Annotated in this window: 18 protein-coding genes and 1 pseudogene; 5 read left to right on the top strand and 14 right to left on the bottom strand. The window is 53.8% G+C overall.

The genetic code is table 11. The features are described from left to right. Positions 1-2 precede the first annotated feature (2 nt). Both NK55_RS07520 and NK55_RS07515 read left to right on the top strand, forming a co-directional pair. Complete coding sequence (locus NK55_RS07520) at positions 3-1088, top strand: acyl-CoA dehydrogenase family protein (protein ID WP_024125160.1); 1086 nt, start codon at positions 3-5, stop codon at positions 1086-1088. A 46-nt stretch (positions 1089-1134) separates the two neighbouring features. After that, on the top strand, positions 1135-1647 hold the full coding sequence (locus NK55_RS07515) for a DNA-3-methyladenine glycosylase (protein WP_255325343.1): 513 nt from the start codon (positions 1135-1137) through the stop codon (positions 1645-1647). On the opposite strand, the gene NK55_RS07510 is transcribed toward NK55_RS07515, so the two are convergent. Continuing rightward, positions 1644-3329: a SulP family inorganic anion transporter gene (locus NK55_RS07510; protein WP_024125158.1), complete on the bottom strand. Its 1686-nt coding sequence runs from the start codon at positions 3327-3329 to the stop codon at positions 1644-1646. The genes NK55_RS07515 and NK55_RS07510 overlap by 4 nt on opposite strands. A gap of 293 nt (positions 3330-3622) precedes the next feature. Between NK55_RS07510 and NK55_RS07505 the strand changes: the two genes are divergently transcribed. Continuing rightward, complete coding sequence (locus NK55_RS07505; protein WP_024125157.1) at positions 3623-3922, top strand: DUF6825 family protein; 300 nt, start codon at positions 3623-3625, stop codon at positions 3920-3922. On the opposite strand, the gene NK55_RS07500 is transcribed toward NK55_RS07505, so the two are convergent. From NK55_RS07500 to NK55_RS07490, 3 genes are all read right to left on the bottom strand, one after another. Then, the gene (locus NK55_RS07500) at positions 3919-4674 is read right to left on the bottom strand and encodes a DUF429 domain-containing protein (RefSeq protein ID WP_024125156.1); all 756 of its coding nucleotides are present in this window, start codon (positions 4672-4674) and stop codon (positions 3919-3921) included. The two genes, NK55_RS07505 and NK55_RS07500, sit on opposite strands and share 4 nt — an antisense overlap. Continuing rightward, positions 4655-5317 carry an EI24 domain-containing protein gene (locus tag NK55_RS07495; RefSeq protein ID WP_024125155.1) on the bottom strand — a complete coding sequence of 221 codons (663 nt, stop codon included), beginning with the start codon at positions 5315-5317 and terminating at the stop codon, positions 4655-4657. The genes NK55_RS07500 and NK55_RS07495 overlap by 20 nt, the downstream gene beginning before the upstream one ends. A 141-nt stretch (positions 5318-5458) precedes the next feature. After that, on the bottom strand, positions 5459-5635 hold the full coding sequence (locus NK55_RS07490; RefSeq protein WP_024125154.1) for a hypothetical protein: 177 nt from the start codon (positions 5633-5635) through the stop codon (positions 5459-5461). A gap of 231 nt (positions 5636-5866) precedes the next feature. Here NK55_RS07490 and NK55_RS07485 point away from each other — a divergent pair, with 231 nt between their 5' ends. Further along, a complete protein-coding gene (locus NK55_RS07485) occupies positions 5867-6292 on the top strand; it encodes an NfeD family protein (RefSeq protein WP_024125153.1) in 426 nt (141 codons plus the stop codon). On the opposite strand, the gene NK55_RS07480 is transcribed toward NK55_RS07485, so the two are convergent. From NK55_RS07480 to NK55_RS14275, 4 genes and pseudogenes are all read right to left on the bottom strand, one after another. Beyond that, on the bottom strand, positions 6285-6695 hold the full coding sequence (locus tag NK55_RS07480; protein ID WP_024125152.1) for a ferredoxin: 411 nt from the start codon (positions 6693-6695) through the stop codon (positions 6285-6287). The genes NK55_RS07485 and NK55_RS07480 overlap by 8 nt on opposite strands. 24 nt (positions 6696-6719) lie before the next feature. Next, on the bottom strand, positions 6720-7106 hold the full coding sequence (locus NK55_RS07475; RefSeq protein WP_024125151.1) for a DUF1257 domain-containing protein: 387 nt from the start codon (positions 7104-7106) through the stop codon (positions 6720-6722). 3 nt (positions 7107-7109) lie between these two features. After that, positions 7110-7190 carry a zinc finger domain-containing protein gene (locus tag NK55_RS14280; protein ID WP_225871802.1) on the bottom strand — a complete coding sequence of 27 codons (81 nt, stop codon included), beginning with the start codon at positions 7188-7190 and terminating at the stop codon, positions 7110-7112. A gap of 53 nt (positions 7191-7243) precedes the next feature. Continuing rightward, positions 7244-7336: pseudogene (locus tag NK55_RS14275) on the bottom strand (DUF2997 domain-containing protein); the annotation flags it as partial. 428 nt (positions 7337-7764) lie between these two features. Here NK55_RS14275 and NK55_RS07465 point away from each other — a divergent pair. Next, positions 7765-8460: a Crp/Fnr family transcriptional regulator gene (locus NK55_RS07465; protein WP_024125149.1), complete on the top strand. Its 696-nt coding sequence runs from the start codon at positions 7765-7767 to the stop codon at positions 8458-8460. Here NK55_RS07465 and NK55_RS13190 read toward each other — a convergent pair. The 6 genes from NK55_RS13190 to NK55_RS07435 form a co-directional block, all read right to left on the bottom strand. Continuing rightward, positions 8449-8805: a hypothetical protein gene (locus NK55_RS13190; RefSeq protein ID WP_162147178.1), complete on the bottom strand. Its 357-nt coding sequence runs from the start codon at positions 8803-8805 to the stop codon at positions 8449-8451. The genes NK55_RS07465 and NK55_RS13190 overlap by 12 nt on opposite strands. Before the next feature lie 145 nt (positions 8806-8950). Then, positions 8951-9541, bottom strand: a complete 591-nt coding sequence (locus tag NK55_RS07455; protein WP_024125148.1) for an HAD-IIIA family hydrolase — start codon at positions 9539-9541, stop codon at positions 8951-8953. Beyond that, complete coding sequence (locus tag NK55_RS07450) at positions 9534-10496, bottom strand: glycosyltransferase family 9 protein (protein ID WP_024125147.1); 963 nt, start codon at positions 10494-10496, stop codon at positions 9534-9536. Before NK55_RS07450 ends, NK55_RS07455 begins: the two co-directional genes overlap by 8 nt. 13 nt (positions 10497-10509) lie before the next feature. Then, positions 10510-10938: a hypothetical protein gene (locus NK55_RS07445; protein WP_024125146.1), complete on the bottom strand. Its 429-nt coding sequence runs from the start codon at positions 10936-10938 to the stop codon at positions 10510-10512. Next, positions 10935-12197 carry a competence/damage-inducible protein A gene (locus NK55_RS07440; RefSeq protein ID WP_024125145.1) on the bottom strand — a complete coding sequence of 421 codons (1263 nt, stop codon included), beginning with the start codon at positions 12195-12197 and terminating at the stop codon, positions 10935-10937. Before NK55_RS07440 ends, NK55_RS07445 begins: the two co-directional genes overlap by 4 nt. Next, the gene (locus NK55_RS07435; RefSeq protein ID WP_024125144.1) at positions 12190-13236 is read right to left on the bottom strand and encodes a glycosyltransferase family 4 protein; all 1047 of its coding nucleotides are present in this window, start codon (positions 13234-13236) and stop codon (positions 12190-12192) included. Before NK55_RS07435 ends, NK55_RS07440 begins: the two co-directional genes overlap by 8 nt. Positions 13237-13243: the final 7 nt, after the last annotated feature.

The following is a 13243-nucleotide window of genomic DNA, read 5'->3' as shown; positions in this document are numbered from 1 at the left end:
CTATGGATGCCCTAGCTTTTGCTGATTTGGCAGCGCAGCCTCTTCTCAAGGACATTCAGACATACCTCACTGGCGTGGTCGCTCCCATGGCCAACCGCCTTGATCAGCAAAACTCCCTTTTATCGGAGAGCCTGCAAGCCTTAGGAAACTTGGGCATTTTTCGTTTGGGGGTACCCAAAGCAGTCGGGGGATTGGAGTGCGATCGCCGTACGCTGTGGCATTTGAGCTTACAACTGGCACAAACCTCCGGTGCCCTTGCCTTTTTGGTGGCACAACATCAATCCGCCTTGGGCATCATTCTCGAACACCCTGAAGGGAGCGTTGCCCAAGCCTACTTGGCGGACTTAATGAAGGGGCAGGTGTTGGTGGGTATCAGCTTTTCCCATCTGCGCCACAACCTAGGGGAGCTGCAAGCTCAACCCACCAGTGAGGGCTATCTCCTGCGGGGAACGTTGCCCTGGCTCAGTGGTTTTCAGCACATGACAATGTTTATCGCTGCCGCTCCCCTACCGGATCAGCGTATTCTCTTTGCCCTCATGCCTTTTATCAACGCCCAACAGGCCGGCGGCGGCATTTTGCACCTCTCATTGCCCCTACCTCTAGCTGCTGTGCCCTCAACCCAAACGGTGCAGGCAGAGCTGGTGGATTGGTTAGTCCCGCCGGCAGAGGTGGTGGGTATCGCTGCGGCAGATTGGCTGGCTATTCGCGATCGCCAGCAGTTGCTGCGGGGCAGTGCCGCCCCCATGGGCTGTGCCCGTGCTAGTTTGCAGATTCTAGCCGAGAGTGTCGACGCCAAAGACCTCTATCACCACTTGCGCGATCGCTGGCACCGCCTTTACGACCAGATTCAAAGGGAGCTAGAGGAGGTCAATCCCCCCTACCATGCCCAACTGCGCGCCGCCGCCATCCACCTTGCCGTCCAAGCAGCTCAAGCTGCCCTGATTACAACGGGTGGCAGTGCCTTAATGTTGAGTCACACCGTGCAGCGTCTCTATCGCGAAGCAATGCTCTACACCGTCTCTGGCTTGAATGGGCCGCTACGCCATGCCTTGATGGAGGATTTGTGGCTTGAACAGAGTTTCCATTGAGCAAGACCAGTGTCTGCCCCTTGATTGGTTTGCTCGTCCTGCCCCAGTGGTCGCTGAAGAATTACTGGGGTGTATTCTCGTGCGCCAACAGGCCAATGGTCAGCTCTACCGTGGCCGCATTGTCGAAACCGAGGCCTATATGGCAGGGGATCCCGCTTGCCATGGCTACCGTCGCCAAACTGCTCGCAATGCTCCCATGTTTGCGGCACCGGGCACCATCTATGTCTATCAAATCTATGGCATTCACCACTGCTTGAATATCGCTAGCGATCGCCCAAACTTTGCCAGTGCTGTTCTCATTCGTGCCCTAGAGATGCTCAGCCCGCCCTTGCCGCCCCCTAGGGCCGCTGGTCCGGGAAAACTGTGCCGAGTCCTGGGGATCGATCGCCGGCTTTCTGGCCTGATGCTAGGGCAAGAGAGCGGTCTCTGGTTAGAAAAACCACCCCAGCCCCTGACAGACCCGGTGGTGCAGACCACCCGCATTGGCATTTCCCAGGGGCAGGAGATTCCGTGGCGGTGGTATGTGCAGGGAAACCCTGCCGTCTCCCGCTATTCCTAGCTACCCGTTGTCACCTTCAGCAATTCCTTTGGTTGGCGAAGAAACTGGATGGCCTTTTCAAGGGCTTGTCGGCGATCGCTCACCACATGATCAGCGGGCAACCGATCCAAAATGCGAAAGCGTTGGAGCCGCTGTTGCACCTTATCTGCCGAACCATTCACCAGAAAAATCGCTAAACCATGCTTTTGCGCCTCTTGGATGAGCGACTCAATGGCCAGCGCTGCCGTCACCCCCAACAGCGGCACACTGCTGACATCCAGAATCAGCACCCTATAGTCCGCCATGATTGCCTGCCGCTGCGAAATTGCCCAAGCGGAGCCAAAACTCATCGGGCCCCCAAGGTGGAGGAGCAACAGTTGACCCTTAGCTTCGTGGAAGAGTGCTTTTTCCTCGGCGGTCAGGGGTGCTTGATCATCAGCGTGGGTAATCGCCTTCACCTCCTCCGATTGCAGATCCGCCAAGCGCTTGATCGTCAGCATATTGGCAATAAAGACCCCAACCCCCACAGCTACAATTAAGTCCACAAAGACAGTCAGCAGCATCACGCCATACATAATGAAAGCCGCCCGCAGCGACAGGAGGTGGGCACGTTTGAGAAAATTCCAGTCGATGATGTCAATCCCCACCTTGATTAAAATCCCCGCCAAGACTGCATTGGGAATCGGTTCCGTCAACGGTGCAGCCCACAGCACCACCATCAGCAGAATCACGGCGTGGATCATACCCGATAAGCAGGTGCGTCCTCCCGCTTGAATATTCACCACTGTGCCCATCGTGGCACCGGCACCGGGCAGACCACCAAACAAGCCAGACAGCAGGTTACCAATACCTTGGCCAATCAGTTCCTTATTGGAATCATGCTGGGTACGGGTAATGCTATCGGCAATCACCGAGGTAAGGAGCGAATCAATACAGCCGAGCATCCCCAGCATTGCCCCGTCCACAATCATCGTTTTCAGAGCAGGCAGCGTAAAAGTCGGCGGCACAAACTCTGGCAGACCAGTGGGAATTGTGCCAATGCGGGCCAAACCGGCATCCGCAAAAAAGACCACTGATAGAATCGTGCCCAAAACCAAGGCGAGGAGCTGTGGCGGCACAAGCCGACGAATTTTCTGGGGTGTGAAATAAATGAGTCCAAGGGTGAATAAGCCCAAAGTAAGGGCCGCTGGGTTCAGTGTTTGAATCCACTCTGGCAAGTTTTGCACTGCCCCCAAGACCCCACCTTTACTGCTGTGCCCCAACAGTGGGCCAATTTGCAGCAGGATCATGATCAGGCCAATCCCCGACATAAAGCCAGAAATCACGGTGTAGGGCATGAGGGTGATGTATTTGCCCAGCCGCAACAGACCAAAGAGGATTTGAAAACAGCCCGCTAGCATCACCACCGTAAAGGCCATGGATAACCCCTGTTCGGGATATTCACTGGTCAGTCGGGTGATCACTGCCGTAATCACGACGGTCATTGGCCCTGTGGGATTGGAAATGAGTGTTGGCGTGCCCCCAAAAAGAGCTGCAAAAAAGCCAAGAAAGACCACGCAGTAGAGTCCCGCCGTTGCACCAGCCCCAGAGGTGACCCCAAAGGCCAAGGCCATTGGCAAGGCAACAATGGCGGCAGTTAGCCCACCAAAGAGATCGCCACGCCAATAGCGAAAGTGAACTCGATTAACTAAATTGGTTAGCATTTCTGTCCCTTTTGGCGAATTTAGAGAGGGTTTCATAGCTAGAGCATGATTGAGAGGAACCCCTAGCCCTGAGGGAGTATCCTTGTACCTTGCTTATAGCTATGATAAGAGGAGATTTAATTGAAGTAATTCTATGCTTTTCTGGGGATAACTTGGCTAGTAAAATGTCAAAGAGTTTCTTATCTCTTCTATAGGAAAAAGCTGGGGAATGGGGACAAGGCAAGGCCTGTTGACTGTAAAACTTTGTTACACTCAGGGATTGAGAGACGCAACCTATGAGGAACGACACTCCTATGAGTCAATCGCCGCTGGAGGCCTTTTTCCTTGGTCGAGCGACCGCAACGCTCCTGCGTGATCAGGCGCAGCATTTGTTTGTCGAATTCCTAAGTCAAGTGGGGCGATTTGATGCCGAGCAGCGGCAGCGGCTCCATGAATTCATGGAAGAGGTACAGACTCGTGCCCGCCAAGAAGCCGAAATGGTGGTGCCGCGGGGGAGCCAACGGGTGGATTGGCAAGCTCTGATTGATGATTTGCGCGCTGAAATTGCGGCCCTACGCACGGAACTGCAGCGCTACCGCAATCGTGAAAGTTAGCGACGGGGAACAACGATATATCCTGTTGTGAGGTAGGCCTCGGTGGTTGCTGGCGCTGGTGAAAATGACTCGGTGCCGAACACCCAGTGGCGATCGCTCCCCCAGTACCACCAATAGGCTGCTGTATAGGCACAGAGAATCGCATCCAGTTGATCTTCCAGCCCTTTGAGATCGCGCCCACTGGTGGGCAGTGCTTCCGGGAACTGCAACCTTAGGGACGGCTCACAGTGGCAAAGGCGGCTTGTCATTAACTCTCGAAGACGAGCTAACCCCCTGCGTCGCTCTGCAAGGCGGCCTTTTTTGTACTTGATGATTTGATCAAGCTCAAAGAGGGCGATCGCCGTAGCATGGGGGAAGACTTCAATTTGAAACCGTCCCGATTGCTGCGGCCCGATGGTAGGGGCATGGTGAAAGCCCCGTTGGCTGAGGGCTTCACTGAAACCCGTGGTGTGGCTTGCAAAGGGGGACTGCTGATTCGCAGGATAACAGCCAGCATGGTAGCGCCCAAGGACTTGATGGGACTGGCGATCGCAGGAGCGCATACCCCTGGGATTGGGAATAATTAGGGGCGCATCCACCGCCACCATTGCTGCTTGCCCAGAGGGTGCATCCCGCTCAATCCATGCCAAGAGTTCCTGCGTATCACAGGCGCGATCGAGGGCAACCACCGCCAAATCTTGCCCCTGCCACTGCAAACAGCAGTACCCTGATGCCCCTCCTTGCCAAGCCAGATCAACGCCGAGAAACCGCATTCGCTGCCATCAACTGTTGTTGCGGTGGATGATCTTGAATGAGCAAAGCAGCAGCCACCACCCCCACTGCCGGTACCAGTACCAAACCAACTAAGGGGATCAACAGCCCCAAAAACTGCGCCAAACCAAGGCCATAGATCTGTGGCCTATAGGCACGGGTCAAAAGTTTGCGCTCCCTTAAAGAAGTGCTGTGTTTTTCAAGGAGGTAATCAAAACTGCCGCGCCCTAGAAAGAAACTATTGACGATCGCCATCACGACAGGTTGCAGTGGTCCCGTTAAAAATGAAAGCAGCAGAAAAATCACCTGCACCACCGCATCCCGCAGGGCAAACCAGCTACCGACAACGGCATTCCATAAATCACGCTGCCACCCCACCTCGATTGTTTGTCCCGTGGTAATTTTTTCAACACGGTTAAGCAGGGGGCCAAGGAAAGGAATCACCACAAGGGGAATCAGTGTTTGATAGCCAATCAGGGCTAAAAAGACAGCAAGGAGGGTTGCCAAAATATCAATGAACCCTTGGTAGAGCCACTGCCATTCCTCAGCAACAAACCAATAATTGCCAACGACTTGAACAGCCCAGAAAGCAGCAATGATGAGCGTTACCCCCAGAAGGAGGCTCAAGAAGGCAGGTAACAGCACATAGCCCCAAAGATGATAACGGGCTATAAAAAAAGACCACGGCCAAAGGCAAAGAAACCCGCCTGAAACTGCTGTGCTGCTGACCAAAGCTGCTTGATCACTCCATTAGCCAGTTCTAGAATCTTCTAGGGAAATCCTCGCCTATCCACGGCGGGGCGGTGTACCTTCATCATCCGGCGGTGGGGCATCGGCAACAAAATTAGGGGTATTGGCCTGTTCAGCACGGGAAATCGGCGTTGCTGTCGGTCGCCATAGCCAACTCGTCAACAGTCCAAGGGTGAAGAGTCCCACCAGCAGGGGGATAAATAGATCCGTCATTGTTGTTTGCCTCATTAAATTCATCAAATTCATCATTGTACAGAATTGGAGGAGTCTCCCTTGAGCGCTAGCTCCCCTGACGCAGGGTCACCCTTGTAAGTTCCAGTAGAGCTCTTTTGACCAGCATTGATCTTTTGACGAGCATTGAAGTATTCAAACTAGTTAAATCCGCCCACTGGATCAGGGAAGTTTAAGCTATTGTTGAAGTAGCCATCTTGGGTGATAAGAGCAATGCCCCTGTCTCCCTTTTTGATTTGGTTAATTCTTGCCATCATCCTTTTTGTGATGGAGCTTGTTTTGCCGACGGCTTTTATGGAAGCCACCATCGGCCTCAGTGCTCTTATTGTTGCATTTCTCTCGTTCCTAATTCCCAGCTTTTCAGTACAAATTCTCCTTTGGATGGTGCTCTCCATTGTTGTGGTCTTTCTGTTGCGGCGCTATCAACCGAAGCGAGTTCCGCCAGTGCTCAAGGAAGCCGCCGAGGCCAAAACAATCACGAGAATTCCCGCTGGCGAAACGGGGCGAGTACTGTACGAAGGGATTTCTTGGCAGGCTCGCTGTGACGATCCCCACTTGGTCATTCCCGAACATCAGCGGGTGATTGTCATTGGCCGTCAGGGAACAACGCTCATTGTGATGCCTGAAGATGCTATTTAGCCCTAGGGGGCGATCGCCGTTTCTTGCGGTGTGTAGTGGCTGGATCAATGGGAAAACCGGCAAGGGGAACTACCTGGTCGAGGCGCTCTTTTTCCAGCCGTTTTAATTCCGTGTAATCTACCCAATGGATGCAATCGACGGGACAAGTATCAATGGCTTCTTGAATCAGTTCAAGGGGGTCACCATCTTGGCGCACCACCCGCGATCGCCCGTAGTTAGGCTCGATATAAAATGTATTTCGCGCCACATGGGCACAGTGTTTGCAGCCAATACAGGTAATTTCATCGACATAGACACCGCGTTGGCGATGGGCTCCCCCTAGTTCAGGTTCATAGCCACTGCGAGATTCACTTTGGCGCAGTTGACCACCAAGCTCTGGTTCTAAACCAAGGGGCTGACCCATCTGCCGATCCATTTGCGTGAGAGGCTAGGAACGCCAGCGTTGCAGCACGACCTTGACACTACCATCGGCCTGCTGTTCTGTGGCCTGCACTTGAAAGCCCTGTTCCGTTGCAGATTGCAGCACCGCATGGTAGGCATAGCGTTGGGTAACTTTATTCAAAAAGCGATCCACTGACCATGCCTGCTGCCAAAACTCCAAATCCGCCACTAGCTCGTACTCAGTGCCATTCCAGCGAAAGCCAATGTCATAGCCATTCTCTTGGGGAACAACCACTTGAGCGGTTTGGGTTTGACCGCGAAACCCGCGCACTTCTTGAGAGCCAGATTGCCACGGTAAGCCCAAGTCCGTTAGGGCAGCTTGTAAAGCAGGTAAACTCCGAATTTGGGTTTTGATTTGGCTGAAGTGCGACATGGATCACCAATCCTCAACGATTACCACTGGGAGGGGACAGATTGAACAACCAATTGATTTTCTTCCTCTTGGGAAGCATAGTATTCTGCGGTGGGCTGTTGGCTAATGACACATCCGAGTTGTGCTTCAATGGCAGCAGTCACCTCAGCACAGGATGCCCCAGCAATTCCCGTCACCGTTTCAACGACGCGGCCATCGGGATAAATAACAAATTCAAGGGTTTCTAGCATTGGCACAACCGACTCACTCGCAGTTATGACAAACCGCTTACGAGGATAAAATTCAAATCCCAACCTATGAAACTCATTGTGACGAAGGCTAACCAAAGGAGTCAAGGTCTTTAATAAACTTTACACTCCGCAGTCGTTTCCCTAAGACCCTGAGTAAAACAGATAATAGGGCAATCTATAGAGCTTTCTCTGCTTCAGGGATTAATAACAGATATGTACATGTGACTGAGAGGGCAGGGAGGGGCAGCATGTCCTAACAGTTCAGATCAACAGTCGTCACTATTGGACCACGGTCGCGTTTTCTAACGTTACAGATACATTTACTGTGATTATAGATAGCAGTGCTAAGATTACAGGTGTTCATTTCGAGCCATATCTGACCACCTATCTGCTGAACCTCTGCCCTCGTCCTTTCGGCCTTGACCTCTATGCAACAACGGCGTAGTTCTCCTGCACCTGAATTATCGTTGCAAAATACGCCCTTTTTTCGGGATTTACCGCAGGCGGTGGTAGAGAAAGCCCTAGCCCATGTGGTGACACGTCAGCATCCTGCCAACCGAGTGATCCTGCTGGAGAATGACTGGGGCACATCGGTTTACTTTATTCTCAGTGGCTGGGTCAAAATTCGCACCTACAACATGGATGGCAAAGAAATCACCCTGAATATCCTTGGCCCTGGAGAACTCTTTGGCGAAATGGCACCCCTAGAGGAAGTGCCCCGCTCAACGGATGTGATTACCCTAACACCGACGGTTGTGGCCAACATGCCCGCGGCGGATTTTGTCAATCTCGTCAATACTGAACCCCAAGCAGGAATACGCCTCGCCAAGTTAATGGCACGACGGCTACGGCAAGTGAATCGGCGGCTGCGGCTGCGGGAAGCCGATAGTATGTCACGGGTGGCGGATATTCTGCTGTTTTTGGCAGATGGTCAAGGGCGACAGGGAACCGATGGCTTAGAAATTCCCAATCTACCCCACCGTGAATTAAGTAGTCTGAGTGGCATGGCGCGAGAAACGGTGACACGGGTGCTGGGGAAACTGGAGCGTAAGGGGATTATTCGCCGCACTCAAGACTGCTTGTGCATTACTAATTTGCGTGCTCTAGAAAACTTACTCCTTTAGGATGAGAAACGATAATGATTGCTCTGGAGAGGATGGTATGTAGTGCCCAATACTCCGGCCAATGAACACCCCTAAAATCGCCATTTGAATGACCACTAGCATAATTTGCCAGTTCTTGTAGCCGGCGGCTTTCATTTCAATCCGCACGAGAATTTCGGTGCCAATGAGGATGGCAATCACACTAAAGACCCGAAAGGCAATAATGGCAAGGGTCACAGCGGTACTCAGCACCAGCACTGTAAAGAGACTGGGGGTGCCCACGCGCATCATTAAGCTACTAAAGATATTTCTAGGGTTGCTCTGGCGCGATCGCAAGAGGCTAGAGGTGCCACCCACGAGAAACACTGTTAGAATAGCTGCAAAAAAGAAGCATAGGCCGACCACATCCAAGGATAGGCAGACAAATACCAGCCCACAAGTACGTAGCCCAGAACCACCAGCAACAGTAGGGCAAGGGGAAATTTGGTATACTCCGGCGATGAAGTCATCCCTAACGGGGGGCAAGGTGAGTACAAATCCACTCTACGGCAGCGGCTAAGTCCTCTGCAATGTAATCGGGTTGACTGGCGTGCTGATAACTGCCCTCAAGGACGCGATCGCCAAAGCCGGTTTGTACTAAAATGCCATAGCAGCCAGCATTCCGCGCCAGATCAATATCAGTGGCCTTGTCGCCTACCATCACACTGCGGCTGAGATCTAAGTCATGATCCCAAGCCGCTGCCACCAGCATTCCCGTGTTGGGTTTGCGCCAGGTTGTCCAGCCCGCATAGTCGGCAACCACTCCCCCTTCGGGACGGCTGAGATCAGGGCAGAAATAAACCGCATCCAACACCGCACCGGCACTGGCGGCTAGCAACTCCTGAAGTCTGTGGTGCAGAGCATGGACGTGATCGATGCTGTAATAATCCCGCGCCGGACCTGACTGATTAGAAGCTAAGCAGCAAAACCACCCCGCATCATTGAGCCGTCGGACTGCCTGGGCAACACCCGGAATTAACTGCAAGTCCTCGAGGTGATGAATGTAGCCCACCTCCTGGTTCAGCACGCCATCCCGATCAAGAAAGACCGCCGGTCTAGCCATGGCAAGCCGCCTCAATCACTGCTGAAACGGGAATATCGGCCATGTTGCCTGTGGTGGACTTGACGGCACGAAAACGGGGATCCGCAGGCAGGAGTTTGGCGGGATCCGTAGGGCCAAAAAGCGCCACAAGGGGGGTACCCACTGCCACCCCAAGGTGCATCGGGCCACTGTCTGTACAGAGAATCTGTTGTGCCTGTTGCATGAGAGCCGCCAGTTTGCGCAAGTCTGGAGGATAGCTAATTTTAATGTTGGGTAGCGCCTGCGTCAGTGCCCTCACCCATCCTTGATCCTCAGGCCCACAAACCACAATAAAAGGAAGATGTGGCTCCTCCTGTGCCAGTGTCTGGATGACCTCAACCCAACGGGTGGGGGGGTAAATTTTGTTAATCCCCTTGCTGAGGGCCATTTGACTAGAGCCGCCGTGCAAGAGACGATACCCACCGGAAAGGCCTAGGCGTTGTTGCTCCGCGGTTGCCCACTGCCTATCTGCAGCGGTAATCACTGCCTTGGGCAAGGGACAGGGGGTAGTGATCCCAAAGGCTTTGAGTAAATCGTGGTAGGTGGCGGCACTGTACTGCTCAAGGTTGACAGGGATGGCATCGGTGAGGAATCCCAAGGGATTGAGTTTGGCAAAGCCGACTCGCTTGGGAATCCCCGTCAGCCACAGCAGGAAGCGCACCGCTTTACTCCGCCCTAAGGAGAGAATTGCATCGTACTCTCCCTCCCGCAGTGTACCAATCAGGTTGGCCCAATCCGCCAGGGCATTGCGGTCTTTGAAGTTAAAGGGAATCACTTGGTGAACACTGCCACTCAATTGGTAGGCAGCCACGGCCCGGGGTTCAACCACCACATCCAACTGCGCCTCTGGAAAATGGGCTTTGAGATCATCAAGGGTGGGAAAAAATAAGATTTGATCACCAATGCCGCCGGGCACCAACGCCACGATACGTTTCATAGGGGTTTAGAACTTATGCAAACTCGCCCTCAATTTTACCTGCAAGTTTTGGTTGCAGGCGATCGCGCCATGCGAAGGCAAGGGGCAGCTCTGTGAACGGAATGCGACAGTGCTCTCCTGTGTTGGTTTGCAGCACTAGATGAATGGTGCCCTTGGCAGGGCTGGTATCTGTCTCAATCTCCTGGCCCCTACACTCGACCCAAACTCTTTGAACTGTTGATAAGTGACAGGTTTGCAGATTAACAATGCCCTTGGGGGTTGGTTCTCCCCACGTCAGGCGATCGCCCTGCTGACCAACAACAGCAGCAATATCGTACTTACTGGCTTCAAATTGCTGTGCCCACTGGCGATAGTGTTCCAGCTTGCGGTACTCGACCCAACCCAACCCTGCCAGCACAATAAAAACCGCCAATAGGGGTAACCAGAGCAGACCGTGACTCATGGATTCACCAACAACTGTCGCCGCAGGAGATCTAGGGCATTCATAGTGCTCAGATAGCGTATCCAATCCCGTCCCCGTTGACCGCTAATGCGAAATTCCCGGGTCATGACCTCACCATTGGGCAGTGCGACACCAATATAGACCAGTCCCACGGGTTTAGTGAGCGTCGCTCCCCCCGGACCAGCAATGCCGGTAATACTGACACCCCAATCACTGGCCAAGCGCGTCTTGACGCCTAGCGCCATCTGGGTGGCCACCACCGCACTCACGGCGCCCTCTTGCTCTAGATCCTGAGGATTCACTCCCAATAAGTTCACCTTAACTTCGTTGGCATAGGCAATGACGCCCCCTTTGAAATGGAGAGAACTCCCTGGCAAGCGCGTCAACATCTCCCCCAGACCACCCCCTGTGCAGGACTCTGCCACCGCCACTGTTTGGTGTCGTTCCTGCAGCAGCCGCCCCACCACACCGGCAAGGGTATCCTCATCGGCACCATAGCAGTCTAAACCCACAATTTGGCGAATCTCGGCTTCGACGGGCTGAATCAGTTGCTGAGCTGCCGCTTCGTCCTTGGCACGTGCGGTAATGCGCAGACGGGCTTCACCATTGCTCGCATAGGGAGCCACAGTGGGATGCTCGCGGGCAATTTGGGCAGCCACTTTTTCTGCAAGCACGGATTCTGGAATGCCCCAGAAACGCAGTACACGGCTGTAAATTACTTCCTTGCCCCAGCCTTGGGAGCGCAAAAAGGGCACGGCGGTTTCGTGCCACATCTGCTTCATTTCAGCGGGGACACCGGGAAAGGTGAGAATCGTTAAGCCAGTGCGCGGCTGCCAGATCATGCCGGGGGCAGTCCCCAAGGGGTTGGGGAGAATCTGCGCCCCCACAGGCAGGAGAGCCTGCTTGCGGTTACTGGGACTAAAGCCGCCCCGCTGGGCATATTTGCGCTCTAAATCAGCAAGAATTTCGGGACGTTCCTCTAGGGGGGCTTGAAAGAAATCCGCTAGGGTTTCGGTGGTGAGATCATCGGGGGTGGGGCCAAGGCCACCGGTAAAGATGAGGAGGCGGGCGCGATCGCAGGCAATGGCCACCACTTTTTTAATGCGAGTCGGATTGTCGCCAACCACCGTTTGGTAGTAGTGGGGAATACCCAAGCTCGCCAGTTGCTGGGCCAAAAATTGGGCATTACTGTTGAGAATCTCCCCCAGCAGCAATTCTGTCCCTACGCAAATAATTTCTGCACTTATTGTTTCAGTCATTTTCGCTGCTGCGCACCCGTTGCCACACATACCACGAGGCAAAGCCCATCAGAAGAGACGCTGCCACGGCATAGCCCCATCCTCCCGGCAAACCCGCCAAAGCTAAAGCAAGACTGCCCACCCACAGGGTCAAGCAGTAAATAAAGAGCACTGTCACCCGCTGCGAAAGTCCTGCCTTGAGAAGGCGATGGTGCAAGTGTCTCTTATCCGGTGCAAAGGGAGATTGCCCCCGCCGCAGCCGGCTGAAAACCACCGTTGAGGTATCCACAATGGGCACCGCTAGAATCAATAGGGGCAGGAGAATCGCCACCGCGGTGTAGGCCTTAACAAGGCCAATGATCCCCAAGCCAGCAAGGGTAAAGCCCATGAAGTAGGCACCGCCATCGCCCATGAAAATTTGGGCTGGATTGAAGTTATAGCGCAGAAATCCCAAGGCCCCCCCTGCCAGGGCTGCGGCCAATAGTCCCGCCTCCGGCTCCCCCATGAGCATACACACAAAAAACATTGCCAGGGCAGCAATGCCGGATACCCCTGCCGCTAGCCCATCCACACCATCAATAAAGTTAATGGCATTGGCAATGCCGACAAGCCAGACGGTGGTGAGGGGCAAACTCAGCCAACCTAAGTCCACGGTGCCGACAAAGGGCACAGTGATAATGCGAATTTTGACGCCCACTGCCCAAACAATTGCCGCCACTAGAAATTGCAGGGCAAGGCGCAGGAGCGCCGGCAAAGTCAATAGATCATCAGCGAGGCCAATGAGAAAAAAGGCCACCCCTCCTAAGGTCACCCCCCAAATTTCATACTCCGCCGGCTGCGGCAGAACACCAAACCCCCCCGCATTCCAAACAATCAGCAGCCCCACTAGATTGCCCAAAAAGATAGAGACGCCTCCCAAGCGCACCATGGGACGGTTATGAATCTTACGTTCATTGGGGTGATCCACAAACCCTGCTTTATGTCCAAGGTCATTGACAAGGGGGGTGACCAAGAGGACAACGGCAATGGCAGCAAGGAAGGCAATCAGGTGGTACAGCATCTGCTCA

Source organism: Thermosynechococcus sp. NK55a (assembly GCF_000505665.1).
Classification (GTDB): Bacteria; Cyanobacteriota; Cyanobacteriia; order Thermosynechococcales; family Thermosynechococcaceae; genus Thermosynechococcus.
Note: the sequence above shows the minus strand (reverse complement) of the source record. Positions and strands in the feature narration are given on the sequence as shown.

Coding starts and splice junctions, on each gene's coding strand:
- NK55_RS07520 (WP_024125160.1), top strand. CDS start 3: ATGGATGCCCTAGCTTTTGCTGATTTGGCAGCGCAGCCTCTTCTCAAG.
- NK55_RS07510 (WP_024125158.1), bottom strand. CDS start 3,329: ATGCTAACCAATTTAGTTAATCGAGTTCACTTTCGCTATTGGCGTGGC.
- NK55_RS07505 (WP_024125157.1), top strand. CDS start 3,623: ATGAGTCAATCGCCGCTGGAGGCCTTTTTCCTTGGTCGAGCGACCGCA.
- NK55_RS07500 (WP_024125156.1), bottom strand. CDS start 4,674: ATGCGGTTTCTCGGCGTTGATCTGGCTTGGCAAGGAGGGGCATCAGGG.
- NK55_RS07490 (WP_024125154.1), bottom strand. CDS start 5,635: ATGACGGATCTATTTATCCCCCTGCTGGTGGGACTCTTCACCCTTGGA.
- NK55_RS07485 (WP_024125153.1), top strand. CDS start 5,867: ATGCCCCTGTCTCCCTTTTTGATTTGGTTAATTCTTGCCATCATCCTT.
- NK55_RS07480 (WP_024125152.1), bottom strand. CDS start 6,695: ATGGGTCAGCCCCTTGGTTTAGAACCAGAGCTTGGTGGTCAACTGCGC.
- NK55_RS07475 (WP_024125151.1), bottom strand. CDS start 7,106: ATGTCGCACTTCAGCCAAATCAAAACCCAAATTCGGAGTTTACCTGCT.
- NK55_RS07465 (WP_024125149.1), top strand. CDS start 7,765: ATGCAACAACGGCGTAGTTCTCCTGCACCTGAATTATCGTTGCAAAAT.
- NK55_RS07455 (WP_024125148.1), bottom strand. CDS start 9,541: ATGGCTAGACCGGCGGTCTTTCTTGATCGGGATGGCGTGCTGAACCAG.
- NK55_RS07450 (WP_024125147.1), bottom strand. CDS start 10,496: ATGAAACGTATCGTGGCGTTGGTGCCCGGCGGCATTGGTGATCAAATC.
- NK55_RS07445 (WP_024125146.1), bottom strand. CDS start 10,938: ATGAGTCACGGTCTGCTCTGGTTACCCCTATTGGCGGTTTTTATTGTG.
- NK55_RS07440 (WP_024125145.1), bottom strand. CDS start 12,197: ATGACTGAAACAATAAGTGCAGAAATTATTTGCGTAGGGACAGAATTG.
- NK55_RS07435 (WP_024125144.1), bottom strand. CDS start 13,236: ATGCTGTACCACCTGATTGCCTTCCTTGCTGCCATTGCCGTTGTCCTC.